We start from the raw sequence: 26,696 nt of genomic DNA on the forward strand, positions 1-26,696 counted from the left end.
GGCAGCTGCCCTGCCCCCGCGAGGTACTGCTTTAGGCGGCCTTGGCCAATATTTGTCTAAATTGCGCAACGGTCTCCGCGGTCAACGGTTGCCGCTGATTGTCCCAGACCACGCCGTCCAACTCATCGGCCAAAACGTCTATGGTTTCCATGAAGTCGTCGAATACCGCCAATGGCGCATCGACTTCGCGCGGCTGCATGAAAAACACGATGCCGGGACAATAAAAGTCTTGTAGCCCGGTGTCGGGGAAAGTACCGGGATCGACCATGCTGGCGACCGCAAAATCGACCATGCGATTGGCATCCACGCGTTCGAATACCCGCACACTACCATAGCGTAAGCCCACACGTTCGAAAGCCTCGAACAGATCTTCGCCGTTAAAGCCCTGATCGGCGCGCGCCACAATGCTGAACTCGATTAAGGCAGGCAATTCCAAACGCCGCGAATTAGCCAGCGTCGCGGCTTGTTTTTTCTCGACATCCTTACGCGAGGCATCGGGCGCGGGTTTTGGGCTGGGCTTGATGGCTTGATCGTCTAACAGAGCATCTCCATCAACCAACTCGGTGCCCAACGCAAATACATCCATCTCATCGTCGTCTTCCTCGACCGAAAACTCGTCAACCACTCGGTCGTCGTAAGAGTCCTCATCGTAATAATCGTCGGGCGTGCGTCTTTCTCGCAACGATTTGACGAAATGCCACAACACCATGCCGATCATCACCAGCACGCCGATCAAAATAATCACGACTCTTAACAATTCTTTATCCATTAGCTTTCTGCCATGCTCACTGCTTCATCAATATCAACCGCCACCATTCTGGATACTCCAGGCTCCTTCATGGTAACACCTGCCAGATGTTTTGCAATTTCCATTGTGACTTTGTTGTGCGAAATATACAAAAACTGTACGGTTGCCGACATGTCTTCCACCATCTGCGAAAAGCGCACGACGTTAGCATCGTCGAGCGGTGCATCCACTTCATCCAGCAAACAGAACGGCGCCGGATTCAATTCAAAAATAGAGAAAACCAAGGCGACAGCCGTCAAGGCCTTCTCGCCGCCGGACAGCAGATGAATCGAACTATTCCGTTTGCCGGGCGGCCGGGCAATGATATTCACGCCGGCTTCCAGCAAATCGTCCTCGGTCAATTCCAAATATGCCTGACCGCCGCCGAACAAACGCGGAAACTTCTCTTTCAAGCCGGTATTGATCTTGTCAAAAGTCTCTTTAAAGCGCTGGCGACTTTCCTTGTCGATCTTGCTGATCGCCTGATCCAGCGTATTCAAAGCATCGACCAAGTCGTCATGCTGCTCGTTTAAAAACTTCATCCGTTCGGACTGAGTTTTAAATTCCTCAATCGCCGTCAGATTAATCGAACCCAGCCGCTCGATTTGATCGGTCAGGTCGTCGACGGCATTCTTCCACTTGGCTTCGGTAGCGCCCTCGCTCAGATTAGCCAGTATTGCCTCCGGATCGGCATCGACTTCGGTCAGTTGCTCGGCAATGGTTTGCTGCCGCACTCGGCTGTCTTGTTGCTCGAAACGCACCTGATCCAAGGCTTCTTTTTGTTTTTCCAAGGACCGTTGGGTTTGTGAATACTGTTCGGCCAACTGACTGACCGTCTGCTCGCTGGCTTGCTGAGCCTGGCGTTCGGATTGCAGGTTATCCTCGAATTCGGCTTTTCTCTCCAACAACTCTTCCAACTGCATTTTCTCGTCGTCGAGCGGCGCCAAGGCATAGTGCAACTTATTTTCCAGCTCGGCTATACGGTCGGCCGATTGCTGATGTTGCAACTGCAAACGCTCGATCTGTTTGGCTGTGAGTACTTCAGAGGACTTCAACGATTCGATTTGCGCATGCAGCCTATGCAAATGTCGGCGCGCTTCGTCGACCGAGGCGTCGGTATTTTGCTGTTGGGCTTGGATCTGCTGATTCAATTGCTCCAATTCGGTTTTCTTGTCGCCCAGATCGCCTAAAGCTTGCTCGGCATCCTGCTTGATCATCTCCGCTTCGGAGATACTTTCGGCGTTTTCCGCCAGATGCTGGCTGATTTCTTCAATTTCGTGATCGAGTTGCTCCAGGCGACGTTTTTGTTGTTCAAAGCGCGCCGACTGCGCGCTGTATTCGGCGCTTTTTGCGGAAAACTCGGCACTGAGTAGCTTTTCCTTTTGTTGATAGTGCTCGCGATTGCTCTCGGCAGCCTTCAACTCCTGTTCGGAATTGGCCAATTGCGCTTCGTCTTCGGCGATAACCATCTGCAACTCGCTTTGCCGTTGCTTCAGTTCGCGTAATTCCTTTTCCCGATGCAACACCCCGGCCTTACTGTCGCTGCCCCGGCTGATCTTAATCCAGTCCTTACCCAGCCAGGTACCGTCGGCCAATACCACCGACTCGTGCGCCTGCAAATTCATTTGTCGGGCTTGTTGCATCGTTTCTGCGCAATAGATGCCGCTTAACAGACTGGATAAGTCCCAGCGACTACGCAGCTTGCTAGCCAAAGCCACCGAGTCGGCACTCGCGCCGGCTGGGCTAGCATGCGTTTCAAACACCACCAAGGATTGTTTGGTCAAATCCTGCAATTCGCCCAATATCGAATCGGCGCTATCGACGCAAATCGCTTCCAGGTAACTGCCCAACACCGTTTCCACAGCGGTTTCCCAGCCTTCCTCGGCATCCAGAAACTCGGCCAAGCGCGGTTGTTGCTCCAAACCTACCTGCTCCAGCCAGACTCCCAGTTCTTTTTTATCCTTGCCCATCGCATGCTGCTGCAACAATTCCAAGGAACTGATCTTGCCGTTGACCTTTTGCAACTCGGCGCGATTGGCATGCAGACTATCGTGCAACCGTTTAATGGCCGGCCGTAGTTCGGCGATGCGTTGCAGCACGGCTTCCAGTTGCTGCTGCAAAGCATCGCGTTCGGCTTCGATCAACTCGATGCTGCTATCCAGTGTTTCCAACTCCAATTGCAACTGAGTATCGGCCAGGCCGCCGCGTTCGCCGTTTAACTTGTCCAGGCGCGTCTGCAACTGGCGGTTTTGATTTTCCAGCTGTACCAGCTTGGTCCGCTGCACTTCGGCTTGTTCGCGATAGCCGGCGTTCTCGGCCAAAAAGGCTTCCCATTGCTGCTGCCATTGCTGCTTTTGCAGATGCGCATCTTGCTGAATGCCCAGCAAGTCTTCCTCGCGTTCGCGGGCCACAATCATGGTTTCTTCTGCTTCCAGCAGGGTTTGGCGAATTTCTTCCAGTTGCTGCCTGTCCTGCTCGCATTCGGATTGCGCCTGCTCGGCTTGCTGTTTCAAGCGATTGATTTCGACCAGGGTTTCTTCGTGGCTTTTTTGGTTGTGCTTGATGGTCTGTTCCAGTCGACTGACTTCTGCAACCACCGCATAGTATTCTGCTTGAGTGCTGTCCAGATGTTGCTGCTGAGCTTTCTGTTCGCCGCGTTTCAGCTCCATAGCTTTTTCGGTGTCACGCAGCAACACGAACAAACGATTGTGCTCGGCGGCGATACTTTGCAGCTTTTCTTCCAGCTTCTGCGCCGAACGCTGAAAACTTTGCCAGCGCATCGCCAGAAGTTCTTGCTTGTATTGGCGTTCCTGCTTTTTTAGTTCGGTATATTTTTCGGCCTTTTCCGCCTGCTTGGCCAAATTCTTGATCTGCTTTTCGACTTCGTCGCGCAAATCGTTCAGCCGTTCCAGATTCTCACGGGTATGGCGCATGCGGGTTTCAGTTTCCGAACGCCTTTCTTTATATTTGGAAACACCGGCCGCTTCTTCGATATGCACACGCAGGTCTTCGGGCTTGGCTTCTACCATGCGGGAAATCGTGCCCTGCTCGATGATTGCATAGCTGCGCGAACCCAGACCGGTACCCAAAAACAGATCGGTAATATCTTTGCGCCGGCATTTGGAACCGTTCAGCATGAATAGCGATTGACCGTCGCGGCTGACCTGGCGTTTGATGGAAATGGTAGCGTACTGCGAATATTCGCCGCCAGCCTTACCTTCACTGTTATCAAACACCAGTTCTACGGAGGCCATACTCACCGGCTTGCGGCCCGACGAACCGTTGAAAATCACGTCGGCCATATTGCCGCCGCGCAAATGCTTGGCCGAGCTTTCGCCCATCACCCAACGCACCGCGTCGATGATATTGGATTTGCCGCAACCGTTGGGGCCGACAATAGCGGTCAAATTGCCGCTAATCGGTATCGTAGTGGGATCGACAAAGGATTTAAAACCCGAAAGTTTGATTTTTTCCAGCTTCATGCCTGGTTAATGACGTTCAAGACCGTTTACAAAGCCGGCTATTATCTTCGAAATGCCGTTTCGATTCGAATGGAATTTAAATCCGCTTAACACTGCACCTTAAACCGAACGAAGCATTTGGTCTCGAAAATCAATGTGTAAAAACATTGTTGTTGTCGTCTGATCAACGCGAGTTGTAAGCCTGGCAGCAAACTCCAGCCGCCTTTAACAAAGTAGACCTCAAGTTTTGTGCATGCAGCGCCGTTGCATACAAACACCACCTCTTTACGCCTTTTTTACACAGCTAAAAATAAAATCCGCAGGTCGCCCAAAGTCGCCGGCAATCAAGCAATTTTGGGCATCTTCAACTATCTCGTTAACCGGAGAATGCATGCTGCGGGTTGTTTAAAATCCTGGATATGGCCCGCTTGAGCAGCGGTCAGATCACTTTGCACCGCAGCTGGAACGCCATCGAAGAAATCGTCGGCAGCGCCTTGAACCGCCTGGATAAACACTTGCAGGACAGACCGGTACGTACGCTGCTGCCGGATAGCTTGCCGCTATTATGGATCGACGCGGTACTGATGGAACAGGTACTGGTCAATCTTATCGAAAACGCGGTTAAGTATACTTCCCCTGGCAGCCCCATTGACATCGAAGCCACCGCACTACCTGAGCACTTCCGCTTAAGCATATCGGATTACGGCCCAGGCATTGCCAAGCATCAACAAACCCGGATTTTCGAGAAGTCTTATCGCGGCGCCACCGAAACCCAGCAAAACGGGGTAGGTCTGGGACTGGCATTGTGCAAGACTATCGTCGAGGCGCATGGCGGGCTTATTCAAGCCGATAACCGCGCTGGTAAAGGTGCGGAGTTTAGTATCGAACTCCCCCTGCATGCGCCGCCGCTGCTTGCAGAATCGGAAGCTCTGAGTAGCGTAGCATGACGACAGCCCCTTTAATTCTATTGATCGAAGACGATGCGCAAACCCGCCGTTTCCTGAAAACCAGTCTCAGCCATCGCGGCTGGTCCACGGTCGAAGCCGATTGCGGCAAATCCGGGCTGGCGATGCTGAATAGCGAACATCCCGATCTGGTGATCTTGGATCTAGGGCTGCCTGACATGCACGGTATCGCGGTTACCCGACGCTTGCGGCAATTGTCGGATCTACCCATCCTGATTTTGTCGGCACGCAGCCAGGAACAAAACAAAATCATGGCACTGGATGCGGGGGCCGACGATTACTTAACCAAACCCTTCGGCAGCGGCGAGTTGCATGCTCGACTACAAGCTTTGATGCGGCGAGTGACGCGCAGCCTTGGCAACCAAGAGATTTTCGAAACCGGTCAGTTACGTGTCGATCTCACGCGTCGTAAAGTATTCGTCGCCGATAACGAAGTACGCATCACCCCTATCGAATATCGATTGCTCGGCATTCTGATTCGCCATGCCGGCGTGGTGGTCACCCATCGCCAGCTACTTCAGGAAGTCTGGGGCGCGGAACACATCCACGATCAACATTATCTGCGTATTTACATGGGGCAGTTGCGCCACAAGCTGGAAGTCAACCCGGCGCGGCCGCGCTATTTGCTGACTGAAGTCGGCGTGGGTTATCGCATGGCGATTGATGATACCGAATAGAGCAACCATTCGATATAAACCGGCAGCACAGGATTCCGCTTCTTTAGCTAGTCGATAGAAACGGCTTCGTTTTTATCGCCAGTAACTATTTCAAGACTTCAGTCAACCGGGGCGAGACAGGGGTTGGTATGAAATTACCGGAATATAGCGGAGCCAGCCGTTAAGACTGGCCCCTATTTGCGGAAACTGCTTAAAAAACGTGGCGGGCCTAGTTCAATAATGCGCCTAAGTTGGCGCGCGATCTGTTGGCGACAGCGGATTGGGCTTGACCTGGATTGTTTTGGATGTCGGAGATTAACTTTCCAACCACCTGTTGCGCCTGCTCCGGACTGTTGATTCTGGCCTGACTGTCGCTATTTTGTCCGCTGGCGGCCTGCGCCAATTTCAAAGATTCCTGGGACAAACTGACCGTGTCGCTTGGGCTTGGCTCGGTTCTTTCGACCTGACTCTGCGCATTCGCAGCCTTTCTGCGCTCTGCCAATTCTTCAATAGCGCCGGCTTTTTGCTCTCTGGATACGCCTTGGCTAGCCAAGGTATTTTGGTTTGGGTATGTAGTGTTGATTTCCATCGTCGACTCCCCTGCAAATTGGACTTACATTCTAGCGGTTTTTACGATTCGCCTTAACGATAATTTTACATCATTCGCCGCAAGATGTTGACAATTGTGCGAATCAATTGTTTCGACTCGCTTAAGAGGGGCAAACCCTTAAGCCCACATACCCACCACCACAAAATCATACGATAACTCATTGAGTTTAAATGCTTAATACGTTTTCGCATCTTAGCTGGTAAAATATAACCAGACTTAACCGGCGGACGTCCAATTCGCCACTCAGGAATCCCTAGCAACCCAAATCAAGCAATGACTACAAAACCCAGCGCAGACCTCACCACTTTCGAAAACCCCAGGCCGGCGCGCGACTTCACGATTCGCATCGACATCCCGGAATTTACCTGTTTATGCCCGATGACCGGCCAGCCCGACTTCGCAAAACTGGTTCTGGAATACGTACCCAACAAATTGTGCGTGGAACTCAAATCTTTAAAGCTGTACATGTGGACATTCCGCGAGCGCGGCGCCTTTCATGAAGCGGTCACCAACGAAATTTTGGATCATATCGTCGCGGCAATTTCACCCAATTTCATGCGCCTGCGCGCCGAATTCAATGTGCGCGGCGGCATTTACACGACGGTGATCGCCGAGCATCGCGACCCGAAATGGCAGGCCCCCGAATTGGTCAATCTGCCTTAACTCGCCGTGAGCGGCAGAACCTTCTACAACAGCGATATTGCCGTCGCTTTACAGTACGACGGCAAAAATGCCCCTAAAGTTACGGCTAAAGGTGAAGGTTTTACCGCTCAGCAAATTCTGGCCATCGCCGAAAAACACGGCGTACCGCTGCAAAACGAACCGGAGCTGGCGCGAATTTTGGCCCAAGTCCCGCTCGGCGAGGAAATCCCCCAACAACTCTATATTGCCGTCGCCGAAGTCATCGCCTTTGCGTATTTCATCAGCGGCAAAACCCCCGATTCCGAATCATGAACTTAAAAGAAATTGTTACCGTGCTGCCGCAATACGCGTTGCCGCATCACGCCCTCTCCGGCTTGATGTCCAAATTGACCCATTGCCAAAACAAAACCTGGAAAAATCTGTTTATCAAATCCATCGTGCAGATGTACGGCGTGAATATGCAGGAAGCCAAATTTCAAGACCTGGATCACTATCCAAGCTTTAATGATTTTTTTACCCGCGAATTAAAAGACGGTGCCAGACGAATTGCCTCAGCAACCGACGCCATAGCCTGCCCGGCGGACGGCGCGGTCAGCCAAGCCGGACCGATCAGCAACGGTCTAATTTTCCAAGCCAAAGGCCACGACTATAGCGCGCTGGAATTACTGGGCGGCGACGCCGAACGGGCACAGGCCTTTGAAAACGGTTCCTTCGCCACCATTTACTTATCGCCGAAAGATTATCACCGGTTGCATATGCCGCTAACCGGCACACTAAAGGAAATGGTGCATATTCCCGGTCGGCTGTTCAGCGTGAATAACACCACCGTCGGTGCAGTGCCCAATCTGTTCGCGCGTAACGAGCGCGTGGCCTGTATTTTTGACACGGATGCCGGGCCGATGGCTTTGATTCTGGTGGGCGCGATTTTCGTGTCCAGCGTCGAAACCGTCTGGCACGGTGTAGTGACGCCACCGAGCATCAGCGCACCCAGAACTTGGCGTTATGAAGAAAATGCACCGACTCTCGAAAAAGGCATGGAAATGGGCAGGTTCAATATGGGCTCAACCATTATCGTCTTGTTCGGTAAAGAAAAAACAGCCTGGAACGACGACTTCACCAGCGGTAAAGCCGTGCAACTGGGCGAGGCAATCGGCCGGACGCTAACATAAGCCGGGCAAATCGACAGCGTAATGTGATAAGCACTGCTAGTGTGGCATAATGCGCGCCTGTCCGCCCGGCCGGACCATTAAAACGACGATAACAATAAGAGGATTACCATGAGTTTCTTGATTTCTGATGCGCTGGCCCAAACAGCGCCCACCGCCGTACAACCCGGTTTTGAGGGCATGCTGTTCCCGTTGGGCATTCTGATATTTTTCTATTTCCTGTTCATCCGCCCGCAATCCAAGCGTACCAAGGAACAAAAACAAATGCTGGCTGCGCTGGGTAAAGGCGCCGAAGTGGTCACCACCGGCGGCATTCTAGGTAAAGTGGCAGAACTGGACGACAACTTCGTCAAATTGGAAGTATCCGATAACAGCTTTATTCAAGTACAGCGCCATGCCATCGCAAACATGATGCCTAAAGGCACTTACAAAACCTTGAACAGCAAAAAAACCAAAGAATAAGTTTGCTTTAACCCTGCGATATCCCCCGCTTTTATTCGCAACAGCCTGGCTGTCACTGCTTTTAATGGAATAACCATGCAAAATCATTTCCCTGTCTGGAAAAACATCCTAGTAATTTTCGTGCTGTTGGTCGGCACGATTTACGCGTTGCCTAATCTTTATGGCAACGACCCGGCAGTGCAATTGGCTTCGTCCAACCCGACGCCATTGCAGCAGTCTCAGGCTGACGCAGTCGCCGCCAGCATCAAAAACGCTGGTTTCGCGCTGAAAAGCTTCGAATTTGCCGAAGGCAAAATTCTGGCGCGGTTCAACAATACCGACGACCAAATGAAAGCGGCGGACATGCTGCGCGAACAAATGTCCGGAAAAGCCACAGTCGCCTTAAATTTAGCACCCGCCACCCCTGCTTGGCTGCGCGCTTTCGGTGCAAACCCTATGCATCTTGGCCTGGATTTGCGCGGCGGTGTGCACTTCCTGTTGGAAGTTGACATGGACAGCGCGCTGAAGCAGGCTGAAGAACGCTATACCAACGATATTCGCTCGGCCTTCCGCGATGCAAAAGTTCGTTATCAATCAGTTTCTAAGGAATCTGGTGGCATCAAAGTCGTGCTGCCTAACGAAGAATCCAGAGTTGCCGCCACGGAAGTACTTAATAAAGACTTCCGCGCACTGGATTTAGTGGAAAGCGGTCCGAATGAATTTACGTTGAACATCCCCGAACGTAACCTGCGCGAAATCAAGAAAGCGGCGCTGGGCCAAAACATTACCACGCTGCGCAACCGGGTCAACGAACTGGGTGTAGCCGAGCCTATCATTCAGCAACAAGGCGATAGCCGCATCGTCGTGCAATTACCCGGCGTGCAAGACACTACCCGCGCGAAAGAATTGTTAGGTACCACCGCCACACTGGAATACCGTTTGGTAGACGTGGAGCATGATGTGCAGTCGGCCCTGGGCGGCCACGAACCTATCGGCAGCCGTTTATATAAAGACAAAAACGGCGCGCCGGTACTGTTGAAACGCGCGGTTATCGTTACCGGCGACCAGATCACCGATGCATCATCAGGCTTGGACCAAGACGGTTCACCTGCCGTATTCATCACGCTGGATGGTGTCGGCGCCAAGAAAATGGGCAAGATGACCCAGGAAAATATCGGTAAGCCGATGGCTGTGGTGTTCATCGAATACAAATCCGAAACCAGAGTCGTTAACGGCGAGAAAGTCCAGCATAAAGAAAAAGTCGAAAAAGTCATCAGCGTCGCCACCATCCGCGACAGTTTCAGCAAACGCTTCCAAACCACCGGCCTGGATAGCCCCGAAGAAGCCCGCACCTTGGCCTTATTACTCAGAGCAGGCGCATTGGCCGCTCCGGTTGAAATCGTCGAAGAACGCACTGTCGGCCCCAGTTTGGGCCAGGAAAATATCGATCAAGGCATGATGTCGATTACCGCCGGCTTCCTGCTGGTGGTATTTTTCATGGTCGTTTATTACCGCGCTTTTGGATTGATCGCCAACTTTGCTTTGTTGTTCAACGTAGTGCTGCTGATCTCCATCATGTCGGTATTGCAAGCCACCCTGACCCTGCCGGGCATGGCCGGTATCGTGTTAACAGTGGGTATGGCGGTGGACGCCAACGTGCTGATCAACGAACGGATCCGCGAGGAACTGCGTAATGGCTTGAGCCGGCAGGCAAGTATTTATGTCGGTTACGAAAAAGCGTTTGCGACCATTCTCGACTCCAACGTGACTCACTTCATCGTTGCGGTATTGTTGTTCGGCTTTGGCACAGGCCCGGTTAAGGGTTTCGCGCTGGTCTTGATGATTGGTATCGCCACCTCGGTATTTACCGCGGTCACCGGCACCCGGATGTTGGTCAACTGGTTCTACGGCAACGATCATCGCGCCGACAAAATTTCCATCTAGCCGAAAAACTTTAGTCTCGGCGCCGCAAACCGGGCCGCTTCGGCGGTTCCGGGACAGCACTATTCGGCCGGGTGTTTTTCAACACCCGGCCTGACAAGTTATAATGCGCAATTAATTTTTCAATCACTATCCTCACTGGAGTTACACAATGGCAATCGAACGTACTTTCTCAATCATCAAGCCTGATGCAGTCGCTAAAAATGTGATTGGGGAAATTGTCAGCCGCTTCGAAAAAAACGGCCTGCGCATCGTCGCATCCAAAATGCTGCAATTGAGCAAGGAACAAGCCGAAGGTTTTTATGCCGAGCATAAAGAACGCGGTTTTTTCAATGACTTGGTCAGCTTCATGACGTCCGGCCCGGTCGTTGTGCAAGTTTTGGAAGGCGAAAACGCGGTTCTGAAAAACCGTGAATTGATGGGCGCCACCAACCCTAAAGAAGCTGCACCTGGCACCATCCGCGCCGACTTCGCGGTCAGCATCGACGAAAACGCCGTACACGGTTCCGATGCTCCGGAATCTGCCGCGAGAGAAATCGCTTACTTCTTCTCTGCTGATGAACTCTGCGACCGTATCCGCTAAGCCAGCATTGATTAATCTGCTGGATTTCGACAGAAAAGGCCTGCAAGCCTTTTTTGTCGAGCTCGGCGAAAAGCCGTTTCGCGCCACTCAGGTGCTGAAATGGATTTATCAGGAAGGCATCTCCGATTTCGACGAGATGACCAACCTGAGCAAATCGCTGCGCAGTCATTTAAAAGCACACTGCCAGATCAAAGTCCCGGAAATCGTCGCCGAACAATTGGCGTCCGACGGCACTTGCAAATGGGCCGTGCAGATGCACTGCGGCAATCGGGTGGAAACCGTTTACATCCCGGAAGAACGCCGCGCCACCTTATGTGTGTCCTCGCAAGTCGGCTGCGCGCTGGCCTGCACCTTTTGCTCGACCGCCAAACAAGGCTTCAACCGCAATCTGTCCACCGCCGAAATCATCGGCCAGCTCTATCTGGCGCAACAAAGACTGGGACCGGAACGCCGCATCACCAACGTGGTGATGATGGGCATGGGCGAGCCTCTGCTGAACTTCGACAATGTCGTGGCGGCAATGAATTTAATGATGGACGACTTTTGCTACGGCCTGTCCAAACGCCGCGTCACCATCAGCACTTCCGGCATTGTGCCGGCGATGAAGCGGCTGAACGAAGTCTGCGACGTCAGTGTGGCTGTGTCCCTGCACGCCCCGCATGACGCATTACGCGACCAGCTGGTACCGATCAACGTCAAATATCCGCTAAAAGAGTTGATGGAAGCCTGCCGCGAATACGCCAAAACCGGCCCGCGCAAGCACATCACGTTTGAATACGTGATGCTGGACGGCATCAACGATAGCCCGGAAGACGCGCGTACCTTGGTCAAACTATTGAAAACCGTGCCGTCCAAACTGAATTTGATTCCTTTCAATCCGTTTCCGCAATCGCATTACCGCTGCTCCAGCAACGCCGCTATCCTGAAGTTTAGGGATATTCTGCATAATGCCGGCATCGTCACCACCGTCCGCAAGACCCGCGGCGAAGACATAGACGCGGCCTGCGGACAATTGGTCGGTCAAGTACAAGACAAAAGCCGCAGACATTTAAAGCTGCAAGCCCAGGGACTCTCGCATGGCCAATAGGCGAACAGCACGCGGATTATTACTAATCAGCTTGTTGCTGGGCGCCTGCGGCTTGCTGCCCGAGACCCGCGACACGATGAGCAATGCCGAAAAAGCCAAGCTCAATTTGCAAATGGGCGCCCGCTACCTGGACATGGGCATGCTCGAAGTCGCCAAGGAGAAACTGGAAACCGCCGTGCGATTGGATTCCAGCAACCCGGAAACCCATAACGCGCTGGCCGTCTTCTACGAGCGCATCAAGCAGACCGAAGCGGCCAGCGACAGCTATCAAACAGCCTTGAGTAAAGACTCGGATAACTTCAGCATTAAAAACAACTACGGGCGTTTTTTGTGCGAGCAAGGCAAATTCGACAAAGGCGTCGCCCTGCTGCAAGAATCCATGGCCTCGCCGATGAACAGCAGGCCCTGGTTCGCGCTGACCAATTTGGGCGTTTGTCACGCCAAACAAAACGACATGCAGCGTGCCGAAGAGTATTTTCGCCAGGCCTTGCAATCTCAACCGGACTATTCGCCGGCCTTGCAGGAAATGCAGCGCATCAGCTATCAGAACGGCCAGTTCATGTCGGCCCGGGCGTTTCTGGAACGCTACCTGGGTGTCGCCAAACATACCCCGGAAACGCTGTGGATAGCGTTTCAAACCGAACGGGCGCTGGGTAACAGCAAAATATCGGAAGAATACCGCGAGCAATTGATTAGCTCATTTCCTGCTTCCAAAGAGGCTCAACAAGTAAAAACCGCGATCAGCAAATAATCCGGCAGCAAACAAGATCATGGCAAAACAACAACAGGCTATCCAAGCCATCCGCGGCATGCACGACATCCTTCCCGAGCACTCGCCTTATTGGCAATGGCTGGAAGGCCAGGCCAGACAAGTACTGAGCGCATACGGCTATCAGGAAATCAGGCTGCCCATCGTCGAAAAAACCGAGCTGTTCAAACGCTCGATAGGTGAAGTCACCGACATCGTCGAAAAAGAAATGTACACCTTCGATGATCGCAACGGCGACTCATTGACCTTGCGCCCCGAAGGCACCGCCGGCTGTTTGCGCGCCTGCCTGGAGCACGGCTTATTGCACAACCAAAGCCACCGCTTGTGGTATTACGGACCGATGTTCCGTCACGAGCGCCCACAGAAAGGCCGTTACCGGCAGTTCTACCAACTGGGCGTGGAAACCTATGGCATGCCCGGCCCGGACATCGACGCGGAGATCATCGCGCTGACCGACCGGCTATGGAAGCAACTGGGCATTCGCGACAAAGTAGAGTTGCAAATCAATTCCTTGGGCACCAGCGAAGAACGTCTGGCCTATCGCGGCAAACTGGTCGAATATTTCCAACAACATCTGGCGGTTTTGGACGAAGACAGCCTGCGCCGTCTGGAAACCAATCCGCTACGGATCCTGGACAGTAAAAACCCCGACATGCAGACCATGCTGCAACAGGCCCCGGTGTTGCTTGAGCATCTGGGCGAAGAAAGCCTAGCGCATTTCAATAGCTTGAAAGCGACGCTGGATGATCTGGGCATTGCCTACCAATTGAACACCCGTTTGGTGCGCGGTCTGGACTATTACGGAAAAACCGTCTTCGAATGGGTCACCGAGCATTTAGGTTCGCAAGGCACCATCTGCGCCGGCGGCCGTTACGACGGTCTGATCGAGCAATTGGGCGGCAAGGCCAACCATGCCATTGGCTTTGCGATGGGCATGGAGCGCATACTAGCGCTGCTCGAGTTGCTGGATAATGTACCGGTCGCAACTACCACGGATGTCTACATGATTCGCGTCGGCACAATCGCCGAAGCAGCCGGCATGCGCTTGGCCGAACGCATTCGCGATGCGCTGCCCGGCTTGAAATTGCAAGTCAATTGCGGCGGCGGCAGTTTCAAAAGTCAGTTTAAAAAAGCCGATAAATCCGGTGCCGAGTACGCCATCATCATCGGTGACGACGAAGCCCAACGCGGTGAAGTGGCCTTGAAACCCTTGCGCATCGACGCCGAACAAAGCACGCACAATCACGACCAACTCCTGCAAACCCTGCAAGACTGGCTCAGCCGATAATCCCTTGTAACCTGAGAATAGAAGAGAACTACCGTGGCAATTTACGATACCGAAGAAGAACAGCTGGAACAGTTGAAAAAATGGTGGGAAGCCAATCAGACTTCATTGATCGCCGGTGTTGTCACCGCAATAGTATTGGTGAGCGGCTGGAATCTTTGGCAAAACCACCAATTGGAAAAACGCAGCCAGGCCTCGCAAATGTACCAACAATTATTGGACAGCGCGGCCAAGGACAATAGCGAATCCACCGAAAAACTGGCGGAACGCTTGCCCCTCGAATTTCCGGGCACCGCTTACGCTAACTATGCAGCCCTGCAAATGGCCAAAAGCAAAGTGCAAAAAGGCGATCTGGAAGGCGCTAAAGCAATTCTGGAAAAATCGATCAAGGATGCCGACAGTGATGAATTAAGACATGTCGCCCGTCTGCGCCTGATTCAATTAATGTTGGCTACCAGCCAATACGAACAAGGCTTGCAACTGATCGCTGCGGTCGATCCGGCCAAATCCGAAGGCTTTTCGGCCAGTTACGACGAACTACAGGGCGACCTGTATGTGGCGCTGGACCGCTTGGACGAAGCCCGTAGCGCTTACCAAAGTGCGATCAGAACCGGTCAAGCCACCCCGCTGACGCAGTTCAAGCTGGACGATGTCGCGACGCCGAGCAACACTGCCCCGGCGACCGCCAATTAAGCTCACTCCAACGGATACAAGCTTTAGCATGTTAATCAGGAACTTCAGATACCGCTCACTTTTCCCGCTGCTTGCTTGTCTGCCTATGCTGGCCGGCTGTGCGGGACTGGATGCCGGACGCGACTTTATCTCGGGCTTAACGGAATATATCACCGGCGACGACGACAACGCCGATCCACCGGCCGCCTTGCAAGAATATACCCCTGAAGTGCAAGTCGAGGTGCTGTGGAAGGAATCAATCGGTAATGGCGCAGACGAAAAATATCTGAAACTGATACCCGCAGTTGCCGAAGGCACTGTGTATGTCGGCGACAACAAAGGCCATTTGCAAGCTCGCGGGGCCGGCAACGGCAGCCTGACCTGGGAAAACAACACCGATTTCAGCTTCTCGGCCGGGCCCGGCTTGGGTGTCCATACGGTGGTGATGGGTACCAGTACCGGCGAAGTCATCGGTTTTGACAAAGCCAGCGGCGAACAACGCTGGAAAGTCGACGTGCCCAGCGAAGTATTGGCCGCTCCCGTGGTGAGTCGCGGGATCGTCATCGTCCGGACCACCGACGGCAAGATCATAGGCCTAAAAGAAGATAACGGCGCGCAACTCTGGACCTTCGAGCACAACGTACCGGCCTTGAGTATCCGCGGCACCGGCGCGCCCATCATCATTGACGACAATGTGATCGCCGGCTCGGCTAACGGCAAGCTGGAAGCCCTGCAATTGAAAGACGGTAAATCCATCTGGGAAGCCACCATCGCGATTCCGAGCGGCCGTTCCGAAGTCGAACGCTTGGTCGATCTGGATGTCGATCCGGTCGCCGCGCGAGGTGCCATTTATATTGCCGGCTTCACCGGCGGCGCATCCTCTGTTTCGGAAGTGGACGGCGACGTACTGTGGCGCAACGATGCGGTGTCTTCATACACCGGCCTGAGCCTGGATTATCGTTATCTTTATGTCAGTGATACGCAAAGCGAGGTCTGGCAGCTCGATCAACGCAGCGGCGCTTCATTGTGGAAACAAAAAGACTTACACAACCGCCAATTGACGGCGGCGGTGGTTTATCAAAATTATGTGGTAGTCGGCGATTTCGAAGGCTATGTACATTGGCTGTCCAATAGCGACGGCCGCCAATTGGGCCGCATTCAGGTCAGTAAAGCGGCGATAGAAGCCAAGCCGGTAGTCGTGGACGACACTGTTTTCATCTACGCCAAAGACGGCACCTTGGCCGCCTTGAGAGCAAAATAAATCCATGTTACCCGTTATAGCCCTAGTGGGCCGCCCCAATGTGGGCAAATCCACGCTGTTCAATTATCTAACCCGCAGTCGCGAAGCATTAGTCGCGGACTACCCCGGCCTGACCCGCGACCGCCAATACGGCCGGGTCAAACGCGGCGAACGCGACTGTCTGATCGTAGATACCGGCGGTATAACTAACGAACAGGAAGGCATAGACGTCTTCGCCAAAAAACAGGTGGAAATCGCCTTGCAGGAAGCCGACGTGGTGTTTTTCATGGTCGATGCCCGGGATGGCCTTAACGCTACCGATGAAGCGATTGCCGACATGCTGCGCAAACTGGGCAAACCGGTGGTGCTGGTGGTCAATAAAGTTGACGGCATCGACAGCAATACCGTGACCAACGATTTCTATAGCTTGGCATTGGGCGAACCGATCGGCATCGCCGCAACCCACGGCCGCAATGTCCATGATTTACTGGATCGCATCGACGAGCTGTTGCCGGTGGTCGCGGACGAATTCGAAGAGCAAGATCCGGGTATCGCCATCGCTATCGTCGGCCGGCCCAATGTCGGCAAATCGACTTTGGTCAACCGCCTGCTCGGCGAAGAACGCGTAGTGGTCTTCGACGAAGCCGGCACGACTCGCGATAGCATTTATATTCCCTTCGAACGTAACGGCCAGAAATTTACTCTGATCGATACCGCCGGCATGCGCCGCCGCTCCAGGGTATCGTTGACGGTGGAAAAATTCAGCATCATCAAATCGCTGCAAGCCATCGAGAAAGCCCATGTGGTGATTTATTTGATCGACGCCCGCGAAGGTGTGACCGATCAGGATGCGCACATATTAGGCTTGGTGCTGGAAGCCGGCCGGGCCTTGATCATCGGCTTGAATAAATGGGATGGCCTGAACGCCGAACACCGCGATTTCGTGAAAAAACAGATCGAAATCAAATTGTCGTTTCTGGAGTTTGCGGAAAAACATCCCATCTCTGCCTTGCACGGCAGCGGCGTCGGTAAGTTGTTTGATGTGGTGCATACTCTGTACGACTCGGCCATGACCGACATGTCAACGCCATTGCTCACCCGGATTTTGACCGACGCGCTGGCCGCACATCAGCCGCCGCTGGTTGGCGGCCGCCGGATCAAATTAAAGTACGCGCACCAGGGCGGCCGCAATCCGCCGGTCGTAGTGATACACGGCACCCAGACCGACTCCCTCCCCGGCGCCTACAAACGCTATTTGATGAATTATTTCCGCGACCAGCTGCAACTGACGGGCACACCGATCCGTTTGATATTCAAGTCGCCGGAAAATCCGTTTCAAGGCCAGAAAAACCCGCTTTCTGATCGCCAAGTTAAAAAACGCAAACGCTTGATCGATTTCAGTAAACGGAAAAAATAACAACTCAAGATACGTGGAGCATTTCTATGGCAACCATCACTTTCCAAGGCAAGCCGATCAACACTATAGGAGATTTACCGGCGGTAGGTACACAAGCGCCGGATTTCCAGCTGACCAATCGTAAAATGCAGGACGTGGGCTTGGCTGAGTTCGCCGGCAAACGCAAAGTGCTCAATATTGTCCCCAGCCTGGACACCCCGACCTGCGCCACCTCGACCCGCAAATTCAACGAAAAAGCCGCGCATCTGGACAATACCGTGGTGCTGGTAGTCTCCGCAGACCTGCCTTTCGCGCAAGTGCGGTTTTGCGAAATCGAAGGCATCAAACATGTCGTGCCGCTGTCGACCTTCCGTTCCAAATTTGCCCACGACTATGGCGTAGAGCTATTGGACAGCATTTTGGCCGGCCTGACTGCCCGCGCTATTGTGATCATCGACGAAAATGACAAAGTGATCTACACCCAACTGGTCAGTGAAATTGCCGATGAGCCGGATTATGTCAACGCATTAGCTGCGCTGCATCAGCCGTAACCCAAAGCGCCGAGCCCGATTTTCAGCTCGGCGCAAAAAACATTTCTAAAGACCCGCCTCTGACTGTGCCAAGCCGCTGGATTTATTAAGCCTTGGCCTGGCGTTCCGCCTGATCGTACATCGCGCAAAAAAGCTGAATAACCACAAATATCATGGTCCGAGTGGTTCGAACCGCTTCAGGATCCGCCGCGCTTTCGGCGACATATTCGCTGATCGCTTCGTCCATGAATTTAACCAAGCCCACTTGCGAGTTGCTATCGATCATACGCTCGGTAAATCGGTTCTGAAATTTGTCGCGGAATTTCATATCCATCTCCTTACCCGGCATGAATGCTTGCAACTCGGTATCGAGTAAGGCGGCGGTATTCTGCAACCATTCCATGTTCAATACCTTCTGGTCCGGCAAACTGCCGAAAGCATGCCTGAATACGCAAATCACATCGAAGCAAAGATCCATGAATAGATTCGCAAGATGCCGATCTTTGTCGGCAATCAAAGCCGAAAACACGCCAAAAATGGTTTGCGCCAACGCGCTCTGCTCGGTTTGGAATTGCTGAAGTATGGCGCGGCCAGCATTTTCATCCTGGCTTTTGGCGTATTGCAGGGCCTGATACAACTCTCGGTCGGTTAATTCACGCATCGTCATTTCTAAATAAGTTCAACAAATATCCAGACGATATAGTATCAAGCCGATGCCTGATAACGGATATTTATAGTGTCTAGGACTATTAAACCGCCTCCTTAATATTGTTGCTCCCGCCCTGGTGGGTGCCCAGCTTGCAATTGAATGCTCTACGTGGGACTGAGGTATTTTCAGAGATTTTCTTTAGTTAACCAGCGTATGGCCGCGTTGACGCATGCAGGTTTTAAATGCCCGTTTAAAGCCTTCGTTAGCTTTGTAACCTTCCCATAATCCTGCGGGAATAGCCAAAATAGCGCCACCCGCAGCACCGGTTGCAGCACTGCCGGCTATCGCACCGACTGCCGCGCCACCCGCAGCACCGGTAACCGCACCGACTCCCGCGCCCATACCGATTTCTTTGGTGATATCCGACGCTTGTTCCGCAAGCGACTTGCACTCGACCATGTCGCGCTGCGTGGTATCGGGGTGTTGATCTAAGCGCGGATCGATGATCGGATGCCAACCACTCATGGATGCGCAGCCGCTGGTTAATGTGGCAACTACCAACATAGAGGGTAAATATTTTTGTGTCATTTTTTCTCCAAAAACAGACATGTTTAAATCGTTAGATAAAATTTCAACATTTATGCTTGAGCCATAGAGGGATGCCGCTGCGGGAAGGATGCTGCGGCACGCACTAGAGTTGATAAAGTTGCGGGATATTAGTGCCGGCAGGTTTGTACCACTCTTTAAAATCTATCGGCAGCTCGAGTAAGGGCGCTGTTATGCAATATTTTAAAAGGCCGTCAATGGCAACATAAGTGCCGCCGCCAATGCGTTTTTCGCCAAGCTGTTGATTCATTAAAGTATTCGAGTCGCACATAATCACTCCGTAAGTTATTCACTTGCGGAAAATTCTAAGTTTGGCGACTTAAAATCTACTTAAGCTTTGATTAGGATCCGGTTAAAAGCGGCTGCCTATTCAGCTCACGCCGAGCCGGCGTCATGCTCGGAAAGGCTTTGCAAAATCTGGTTAAACAGGCAGTATATTCAAATGAATACCCTCACCCAACTCCATGTAGATATAGACGCGCGCGTAAAAACCATCCGCGACAACCAACCCGATTGGCTATGCCGCCAGGGTTGCGACGGCTGTTGTCGTCGGCTTGCCGCAGTACCCAAAATCACAGAAGAGGAATGGCATTGTCTGCAAGAAGGCCTAATGGCCTTACCCCCGGAGCAAATTAAGGAAATTCGCCTGGAAATTGCCGCGCTGGCCGGCCAGACATCGCGCCCGGTCATCTGCCCACTGCTGGACAAAGCGAAAGGCGCCTGCCTGGTCTATGCCCACCGCCCTGTCGCTTGCCGAACCTATGGTTTCTATGTTCAGCGCGACCAGGGGCTTTACTGCAAGGACATCGAATCGCGCTTAAACGATGGCGCGCTGAGCGAAGTGGTGTGGGGCAACCATGACGGCATCGATCATCGGCTACTTGCGCTAGGCGAGTCTCGCGAATTACCGGAGTGGTTTCTAGCAGACTTGAAATAAGGCTCCAGCCTCGCAGTGAACTGATTGAGGGCAATGCGAACAAATACTTGCCACTTCCGACAATAGATCATTCTGCTTTTCCTTCTGAATTTGCCGCAACAAATACGCATTGAATTTATTGTCGGGTGGCTTGATATATAGCGGATAGCCGAGCCCGAGTAACAAAGTGCTGGCGAACTGGGCTTTGCGACCGCCATTGTCTATCATCGATACCTCTTCCAAGTATCGCGCAAGCGGGCAATTTCGCCCGTAGTCAATTTTGTTCATTACCGTATGCTTTTTACATAAATACATGTAAAAAGCATACGGTAATGAACCAAAAAAATAACCACCTTTATATGGTAATTATTTAGTGCATATATGCCAATTACATAAAATCGAAGGGCTTGGACGCGCTACTTGGTAGTAATCAGGCCGTGATCGATGGCAAAGCGTGTGACTTCGGCCGTACTGTGCAGGCCCAGATTTGCCATCAGATTTCTGCGGTGCGAGATGACCGTTGGCGTGGCTAGGTGTAGCTGTTTTCCGATTTCAGCTGAGGTCATTCCCGTAGCAATCATCCCGAGAATCTGCCGCTGCCGCTTGGTCAGACTTTCGGCTGCTTTAACATTTTCTGCGTTAGCAGTTAAGGGCGACGAACTATCGCGTATGAGCAATTCAATCCGCTTCAGCAAGTCCACGCCTTCTTCATTCAGGCGCTTGCGTTGGCTAATATCCAGTATCGTGCCGACCATGCGTAGCGGGCTATTTTGCCTGTCCCGAAGGGTAACCCTGCCTCTTGCTTCGACCGATACCCAATGACCATCCTTGTGCCTCAACCGGTGTTCGCTTTCGAAGCTGGCGGTTTCCCCCTGCAAATGCACTGAAATTTTCTGTTTGAAGCTTTCAAGGTCCTTGGGATTGACCAAATCCATCCAGTCGTCTTCGTTGTGGCCCAGTTCCTCCTCGTTGTAGCCGAGTAATTCGAACCAGCGATTGCCTGCTGTGACTTTACGTTCAGGAATGTGCCAATCCCATAAAACCAATCCCGATGCCGCCAGCGCCATTTCGAGTTGCTCCTCGCTTTCTGCCAACGCCATTTCGGCCTGCTTTTGCTCGGTAACATCCTGCCCCATACCCATCCATTCGAGAATGCGGCCCTGTCTATCGCGAATCGGCACCGCACGCACGCTCATCCAACGCCAGACACCATCGTGGCGGCGAATACGGTGTGTGTTCAAGAACGGTTCGCCACGCTCGACTGCGGATTGCCAAAGCGCTGCGGCAGCTTCGACATCGTCGGGATGCACGACCTTGGCCCACCCCGCGCCGAGCATTTCTTCCGCTGTCTGGCCGGTGAATGCCATCCACGCCGGTTGGGGGGCAACATGAAGACCATTGGAAGGGCAGAACCATGTCACGACACTGGTTGTTTCCACCAGCGTTCGGTAGCGTTCCTCGCTGGCCTGCAAACTGGTCAAGGCTTCGCGCTGGACCGTAATGTCACGACCAACCGACTGAATTTCCCTGAGCGCGCCACCGATATCGTAGAATCCTCGATTGATGAATTGCATCCAGCGCAGTTCGCCCCCAGCGACATACACCCTGTTCTCGATGCTGACGACGGGGTGGTCCGGCGACATCTCGCTTAGCCTGGCCTCGATCATGGGAATATCGTCGGGATGGGCTGCCGGATGCCAGCGATGACCAATCAACTCGTCGGCGATTTTGCCGAACACCCGACAAAAAACATCATTGACGAACAAAAAGGTTCCGTCAGGCAGGATCCGACTGATAACCTCGGTCTGATCTTCCACGACTGACCGATAGCGGGACTCGCTCACTTCTAGTTTTTGAAGAGCTTGATAGCTTGCGGTTCTATCGACGATTGCACCCACGGCCACATCAGAGCAATCCCCGAAACTTGAAATATTGAATTCATACCAACCCGTCGAGCCATCCTTGCGTTTCTGCGGGATGATGCCGGTATAGGTGCTGCCCTCCGCAATAGCAGCGTAAGCCTCACGCCCGAATGCCTGATAACTGTCCTGGTCAAGAAACAGGTTTCGGGTAGCTTGGCCAATTAGTTCATCCGGCTCGTAAGCAAAAATACGATGCATGGCCGCGTTGGCCCAAACAATGTGCCTGTCCTTAATTATCGCAATGGCGATGAAGTCACTATTCAGGATTGCGGCTGATTGACCAATTGATTTTTCGAGCATGGAGCAGACCCGGCTTGTAGATAGCTCGGTATTTTGCCAGAAGGAACGCCTTAAGCGCCGAGTAATTACCCCACTTACCTGTTCAAAGCATGAGCCGGGCGTCTGGCTGGAGAAATGAGGGAACCCAGGATTTGAGTTCCCGTGCCTATTTGTTAACCCGGCCGGCAATCAACCAAATTAACAGTGACCAGCATCCAAGACCTTTAAACGGTTACGTTATTGACCCGGCCCTTAAATATCGTCGCTCCCGCGAAGGCGGGAGCCCAGCGGTTATACTGGATTCCCGCCTTCGCGAGAATGACGGCTCCAGGGAACTTAAGGGCCGAGTCAACAATATCATTCAGCAGCCGGTGAATGATGGCTATTGTGACCGGGTATGTCCGGATTACCGTGGTCCTGGGTTTGGGCGTCGAACCACTCGTGCAGGGCCTGAACGAATTGGGGATATTCGGTGGAAAAATGAATCTGTCCGCCGTTATCCAAAGCTTGATATTGCACTTTAATATCATCGGCTTTTGCCGTTTTTAACTGCGCCAGCCCCGGCATTGCCGCACCGTGCAAACGTTCGGTGACAGAATAATCGCCTGCTTTATATTGCTCGGCCCTTTTTTGTAAATGCGCCTGGATTAATTTGATTTGCGAGGTGTTGTCCGCCGATTTGATTACCACATGCTGGACGCCGCCGTGAACCGTTTTGGTAAAGGTTTGTACCGTCCCCTTCACCGCGTAAGGCACTATTGTCTGCAATTGTTCTTGATTGATGGGTTTAGCGGGCGCATGTTCAATGGCTTGCACGACGATAAGGCATTGCAGAATGCCCAGTATTATTAATAGATAGTGTTTCATGGCGATACTCCGAGTAAGTTAACATTCATCCTGAATACTAAGTTTTTATCCGGCCGTTCAATACCGTTTGCTCCGGGCTTGCCGGAGGACATACCCTACTTGGCTTCGATATACTTAGCCGGAGCGGGATACCGGTAATAAATAGAGTCGGATTAGCGACTTAGTAATTCGCTGGCTCCCTTCTTCATACAAAAAATGCGTTTTGGCAAAATCCTTAAGCTTTCCATTGGCCGAATTGATTGAGGCGCTCGACATTGTCGGGTAAAAACACATGTACCTGATTACGGCCTTTTTCCTTGGCTCGGTAACACGCGCTGTCGGCGTTATTTAAAAACTCATCGACATCTCGAACAGTACACGTCACCGAGGCTACTCCAATACTGGCGCTAACGGTAAATTCGGTATCCCCCCAGTTAAATTTGAAATTGCGCAGGCTGTCGCAGAGCTCATGGGCAATATTTCGCGCCTGATCAAGCGTGGTGTGTTCCAGCAACAACGCAAACTCGTCACCGCCCAGCCGGGCAAGAGTGTCCCGCTGCCGCAGTTTGGAGGACAAAACGGCACTTATTCTGCGCAATAATTCGTCCCCGGCCGCGTGTCCGCAGGTGTCGTTAACCTGCTTGAAATGATCCAGGTCGAGATAACAGAGCGCGTGTTGAAAATAGCCGGGGCGGGCACTTGCCAATACTCTGGTCACGCGTTGTTCGAAGGCTGTCCGATTAACCAGCCCGGTCAAGGGGTCGTGACTGGCCTGATAGGCCAAATTCTGGATTTTGGCGTGAGATGCCGACATGTCCCAAAACACCAGTACCACGCTGTCGACGAATCCATCCAGCGCGACCGGATAAAACGAATATTCGACCGGAAAATAACGGCCATCCTTGCGCTTAAAACTGGTGGCACTGCGCTGAGCTACTATATCCCGGGCAAGGTGGGGCGACCCGAGCGCTTCCAATGCTAGGGTTAAATCGTCCGCTACCATGGCTAAGATGTCGTGTCCCAGCGCGTCTTCTTCGGCGTAACCCAACATCTGCAACGCAGCCCGGTTAACAAAGCTGCAACGACCATTCGCATCCAGACCGACAATACCTTCGCCGGCCGAATCCAGCAGTAAGCGAAAGCGCCTCTCGCTGTTGCGCGCCTCGGTATTGGCATGTTTGAGCTTCACCAAGGTTGCGTCAAGGCTGGCATTGGCTGACTTGAGTATCGCGCATTGTTTTTCCAGTTGCTCAGTACGCTTAAATACCAGTTCCTCCAGGCGTTGCCGGTAATAGCTCAGTTCCTGCTCGGTTTCCTTGTCTTTGGTAATATCAACCAAGACACCCTGCAAAAACAAACTTTCGCCGGCTTCGTTCCTTACCACATTGGCTTCGTCCAGAAACCAGCGATGGTGTCCATCATGTTTGCGTAATCGGTATTCGCATCGTAACGGCACGTGATGTTCATAGGTATAGGCGTAGGCTTCCACGGTCACGGCCAAATCATCCGGATGTACCCGCTTAAGCAAACCTTGCGGATCATCAAGCCAATCTTGCTCGGGATAGCCCAATTGAGAAATTTGCGGGCTGACATATAACAGCTTTACCGGCGTTTCCAGCGATGCGATATAGGTGATTACCGGCATTTGTTCCACCAAGGTCCGGTATTTAGCCTCCGCCTCACGCAACTGCCCCAGCGCTTCGGTCTTCTCTACAAGCATTTGCTGTTCACGCTGTTCTCGGCAAACTTCGGCTGGGGATTCGGCGTCAGCGACGCTAGTGCAGTCGTGAGATTTGCCCGCTAAAGACGCCACATCATCCAATTCTGCCTGCATCAAGGTGGACTCGTTAGGCTGTTTGAGGGTTGCCGACTGATTGGCGAGATACGCGGCGTCTTGTATATCCCGCAATCGCCGGTCCCAGTGCACTCGTTCAGGCTGATGGTCTTCAGCGAGTTTGAGACCATGATGACTAGGTTCTCCCTCGCGAAACACCGAATCGTGATCCTGAAACCCCGCTAAGGAATGTTTGTTAGCCATCCGGTTGGCAGGATCGTGGTCCATAACTAGTAAGCAGCTATTGGCTTTGGCGGATGCAGTGTTCATAAAATCGCCCCCTATCGGTGACTGGGTTTCAATAGCCGGAGTGACCAGACAAAACCACTGTGCGATTTCTCACCGCCGGTAAGCTTTATCAGCCAAACGCGTAGCGCCTCCTGAGATCTTTGGCACGTCCATAAGTCTTTATTGCGGTAAGGGGTCTGGACAGCGGCGACGGATTGGCGTTAATAGCCCGTAGCCGAGCAAACTCGTTTTTGATGACCTGATAACACTCGCAACTTTGCGCTTCCAGGCCGGCGCGCTCCAGCACGCTGATGTGACCACGGTAATACCGAATTACCCCGGCTTGCTGTAATTTCCCGGCAGCCTCGGTGATGCCTTCGCGGCGCACGCCCAATAGGCTGGCGATGGATTGTTGCGTTATTGCTATCTCGCTACCGCTCTGCCGGTCCAGGATCATCAGCAGCCAGCGGGAGAATTGCTGTTCGATTGAATGGTGCCGGTTGCAGGCGGCTATCTGCGTCAAATGTGTAATCAATGCCTGGGTATAGCGAAGTAACATGCCGTGTAGCGCCCCACTACGCTGCCCGCCTATCCGCTCAATTTCTTTCTCAAATAGGCTCCTGCGCAACCGGTAGGCATAGCCCGGCATCACGACTAAGGCTTGATGCGGCATGGATTCCCCGCCCATGAACAGCGATATGCCCAACATGCCTTCGTTGCCGATCAAAGCCAATTCGCTGGAGGTGCCATTCTCCGTGTAGTAAAGCTTGGCTATCACGCCGGTTACGGGGAAGTAGACATAAGGTAATGCTTCATCCGCTTCGCCCAGGACATCGCCGCAGCACATTTCAACCCGTTCCAGCAAGCTTGAAACATACGCATAATTGGGTGCGGGCAGCATGGCGAGAAGCTGGTTTTGTCTTGGATTGTCCATTTCACTCATCAGTCATTTCCGGTTAGTTTGGCTGCGGTTGCATTACGTCTTCACTTTGCTAAAACGGTAAATCCATACCAGCATAGTGCGTTTTAACACAGCGGCTATCCGGTAAAAATACGTACTGCTACTTAGACTAAAGTCTGTTTATTAACCCTGCCCGCAAATCCCCTATAACCGTCATTTCCACGAAACCCGTCGCCATGAGGACTGCCGGGCGGCACCAGGACTTCTATATGCGCACTAGCCCC

27 protein-coding genes are annotated in these 26,696 nt (G+C 52.7%); 16 read left to right on the forward strand and 11 right to left on the reverse strand.

From position 1 onward, the window contains the following. Nucleotides 1–31: 31 nt before the first annotated feature. Together NP589_RS04970 and smc are read right to left on the reverse strand one after the other, a co-directional pair. Nucleotides 32–769 carry a cell division protein ZipA C-terminal FtsZ-binding domain-containing protein gene (locus tag NP589_RS04970; protein ID WP_256605995.1) on the reverse strand — a complete coding sequence of 246 codons (738 nt, stop codon included), beginning with the start codon at nt 767–769 and terminating at the stop codon, nt 32–34. Next, nucleotides 769–4,269: a chromosome segregation protein SMC gene (gene smc / locus NP589_RS04975; protein ID WP_256605996.1), complete on the reverse strand. Its 3,501-nt coding sequence runs from the start codon at nt 4,267–4,269 to the stop codon at nt 769–771. The genes NP589_RS04970 and smc overlap by 1 nt, the downstream gene beginning before the upstream one ends. Nucleotides 4,270–4,667: 398 nt before the next feature. On the opposite strand from smc, the gene NP589_RS04980 reads away from it, so the two are divergent. Together NP589_RS04980 and NP589_RS04985 are read left to right on the forward strand one after the other, a co-directional pair. After that, nucleotides 4,668–5,195, forward strand: a complete 528-nt coding sequence (locus tag NP589_RS04980) for a sensor histidine kinase (protein ID WP_256605997.1) — start codon at nt 4,668–4,670, stop codon at nt 5,193–5,195. After that, nucleotides 5,192–5,890 carry a response regulator gene (locus NP589_RS04985; protein WP_256605998.1) on the forward strand — a complete coding sequence of 233 codons (699 nt, stop codon included), beginning with the start codon at nt 5,192–5,194 and terminating at the stop codon, nt 5,888–5,890. Before NP589_RS04980 ends, NP589_RS04985 begins: the two co-directional genes overlap by 4 nt. A 208-nt stretch (nt 5,891–6,098) precedes the next feature. On the opposite strand, the gene NP589_RS04990 is transcribed toward NP589_RS04985, so the two are convergent. Then, nucleotides 6,099–6,458 carry a hypothetical protein gene (locus tag NP589_RS04990; protein WP_256605999.1) on the reverse strand — a complete coding sequence of 120 codons (360 nt, stop codon included), beginning with the start codon at nt 6,456–6,458 and terminating at the stop codon, nt 6,099–6,101. Between the two features lie 294 nt (nt 6,459–6,752). Here NP589_RS04990 and queF point away from each other — a divergent pair, with 294 nt between their 5' ends. The 13 genes from queF (at nt 6,753) to tpx (ending at nt 18,252) form a co-directional block, all read left to right on the forward strand. Beyond that, entirely contained in the window at nt 6,753–7,142 is a 390-nt protein-coding gene (gene queF, locus NP589_RS04995; protein WP_256606000.1) for a preQ(1) synthase, read from the forward strand. A gap of 6 nt (nt 7,143–7,148) precedes the next feature. Continuing rightward, complete coding sequence (locus tag NP589_RS05000) at nt 7,149–7,433, forward strand: EscU/YscU/HrcU family type III secretion system export apparatus switch protein (RefSeq protein WP_026603899.1); 285 nt, start codon at nt 7,149–7,151, stop codon at nt 7,431–7,433. Beyond that, nucleotides 7,430–8,290 (forward strand): archaetidylserine decarboxylase, encoded by an 861-nt coding sequence (gene asd, locus NP589_RS05005; protein ID WP_256606001.1) that lies wholly within the window; start codon nt 7,430–7,432, stop codon nt 8,288–8,290. Before NP589_RS05000 ends, asd begins: the two co-directional genes overlap by 4 nt. Before the next feature lie 108 nt (nt 8,291–8,398). Continuing rightward, nucleotides 8,399–8,749, forward strand: coding sequence for a preprotein translocase subunit YajC (gene yajC, locus NP589_RS05010; RefSeq protein ID WP_192375876.1), 351 nt, complete (start codon nt 8,399–8,401; stop codon nt 8,747–8,749). Nucleotides 8,750–8,824: 75 nt separating this feature from the next. Then, nucleotides 8,825–10,672 carry a protein translocase subunit SecD gene (secD, locus tag NP589_RS05015; protein ID WP_256606002.1) on the forward strand — a complete coding sequence of 616 codons (1,848 nt, stop codon included), beginning with the start codon at nt 8,825–8,827 and terminating at the stop codon, nt 10,670–10,672. Between the two features lie 148 nt (nt 10,673–10,820). Next, entirely contained in the window at nt 10,821–11,252 is a 432-nt protein-coding gene (ndk, locus tag NP589_RS05020; RefSeq protein WP_256606003.1) for a nucleoside-diphosphate kinase, read from the forward strand. Next, entirely contained in the window at nt 11,227–12,339 is a 1,113-nt protein-coding gene (gene rlmN, locus NP589_RS05025) for a dual-specificity RNA methyltransferase RlmN (RefSeq protein ID WP_256606004.1), read from the forward strand. Before ndk ends, rlmN begins: the two co-directional genes overlap by 26 nt. After that, entirely contained in the window at nt 12,329–13,090 is a 762-nt protein-coding gene (gene pilW, locus NP589_RS05030; RefSeq protein ID WP_256606005.1) for a type IV pilus biogenesis/stability protein PilW, read from the forward strand. Before rlmN ends, pilW begins: the two co-directional genes overlap by 11 nt. A 19-nt stretch (nt 13,091–13,109) precedes the next feature. Continuing rightward, nucleotides 13,110–14,396: a histidine--tRNA ligase gene (gene hisS / locus NP589_RS05035; RefSeq protein WP_256606006.1), complete on the forward strand. Its 1,287-nt coding sequence runs from the start codon at nt 13,110–13,112 to the stop codon at nt 14,394–14,396. 33 nt (nt 14,397–14,429) lie between these two features. Further along, nucleotides 14,430–15,086, forward strand: coding sequence for a YfgM family protein (locus NP589_RS05040; protein WP_256606007.1), 657 nt, complete (start codon nt 14,430–14,432; stop codon nt 15,084–15,086). A gap of 28 nt (nt 15,087–15,114) precedes the next feature. After that, nucleotides 15,115–16,326, forward strand: a complete 1,212-nt coding sequence (gene bamB, locus NP589_RS05045; RefSeq protein WP_256606008.1) for an outer membrane protein assembly factor BamB — start codon at nt 15,115–15,117, stop codon at nt 16,324–16,326. Between the two features lie 4 nt (nt 16,327–16,330). Next, nucleotides 16,331–17,722 (forward strand): ribosome biogenesis GTPase Der, encoded by a 1,392-nt coding sequence (gene der / locus NP589_RS05050; protein WP_256606009.1) that lies wholly within the window; start codon nt 16,331–16,333, stop codon nt 17,720–17,722. 26 nt (nt 17,723–17,748) lie between these two features. Further along, nucleotides 17,749–18,252, forward strand: coding sequence for a thiol peroxidase (tpx, locus tag NP589_RS05055; protein WP_256606010.1), 504 nt, complete (start codon nt 17,749–17,751; stop codon nt 18,250–18,252). Nucleotides 18,253–18,337: 85 nt separating this feature from the next. Here the strand turns inward: tpx and NP589_RS05060 are convergent, their stop codons facing one another. The 3 genes from NP589_RS05060 to NP589_RS05070 form a co-directional block, all read right to left on the reverse strand. Further along, entirely contained in the window at nt 18,338–18,892 is a 555-nt protein-coding gene (locus NP589_RS05060; protein WP_256606011.1) for a hypothetical protein, read from the reverse strand. A gap of 186 nt (nt 18,893–19,078) precedes the next feature. Then, on the reverse strand, nt 19,079–19,468 hold the full coding sequence (locus NP589_RS05065; protein ID WP_256606012.1) for a glycine zipper family protein: 390 nt from the start codon (nt 19,466–19,468) through the stop codon (nt 19,079–19,081). Nucleotides 19,469–19,571: 103 nt separating this feature from the next. Further along, nucleotides 19,572–19,736: a hypothetical protein gene (locus NP589_RS05070; RefSeq protein WP_256606013.1), complete on the reverse strand. Its 165-nt coding sequence runs from the start codon at nt 19,734–19,736 to the stop codon at nt 19,572–19,574. A 192-nt stretch (nt 19,737–19,928) separates the two neighbouring features. On the opposite strand from NP589_RS05070, the gene NP589_RS05075 reads away from it, so the two are divergent. Beyond that, nucleotides 19,929–20,423 (forward strand): YkgJ family cysteine cluster protein, encoded by a 495-nt coding sequence (locus NP589_RS05075; protein WP_256606014.1) that lies wholly within the window; start codon nt 19,929–19,931, stop codon nt 20,421–20,423. Here the strand turns inward: NP589_RS05075 and NP589_RS05080 are convergent. The 5 genes from NP589_RS05080 to NP589_RS05100 all read right to left on the reverse strand — a co-directional run bounded on the left by NP589_RS05080 (nt 20,406) and on the right by NP589_RS05100 (nt 26,454). Further along, on the reverse strand, nt 20,406–20,690 hold the full coding sequence (locus NP589_RS05080) for a hypothetical protein (protein WP_256606015.1): 285 nt from the start codon (nt 20,688–20,690) through the stop codon (nt 20,406–20,408). The two genes, NP589_RS05075 and NP589_RS05080, sit on opposite strands and share 18 nt — an antisense overlap. Nucleotides 20,691–20,818: 128 nt before the next feature. Then, nucleotides 20,819–22,624, reverse strand: coding sequence for a helix-turn-helix transcriptional regulator (locus tag NP589_RS05085; protein WP_256606016.1), 1,806 nt, complete (start codon nt 22,622–22,624; stop codon nt 20,819–20,821). A gap of 336 nt (nt 22,625–22,960) precedes the next feature. Beyond that, nucleotides 22,961–23,470, reverse strand: a complete 510-nt coding sequence (locus NP589_RS05090; RefSeq protein ID WP_256606017.1) for an aspartate carbamoyltransferase — start codon at nt 23,468–23,470, stop codon at nt 22,961–22,963. A gap of 214 nt (nt 23,471–23,684) precedes the next feature. After that, entirely contained in the window at nt 23,685–25,553 is a 1,869-nt protein-coding gene (locus NP589_RS05095; RefSeq protein WP_256606018.1) for a diguanylate cyclase, read from the reverse strand. A gap of 88 nt (nt 25,554–25,641) precedes the next feature. Next, complete coding sequence (locus tag NP589_RS05100) at nt 25,642–26,454, reverse strand: Crp/Fnr family transcriptional regulator (RefSeq protein WP_256606019.1); 813 nt, start codon at nt 26,452–26,454, stop codon at nt 25,642–25,644. Nucleotides 26,455–26,696 lie beyond the last annotated feature (242 nt).

The organism is Methylomonas rosea, from assembly GCF_024505055.1.
In the GTDB taxonomy this organism is placed as follows: domain Bacteria; phylum Pseudomonadota; class Gammaproteobacteria; order Methylococcales; family Methylomonadaceae; genus Methylomonas; species Methylomonas rosea.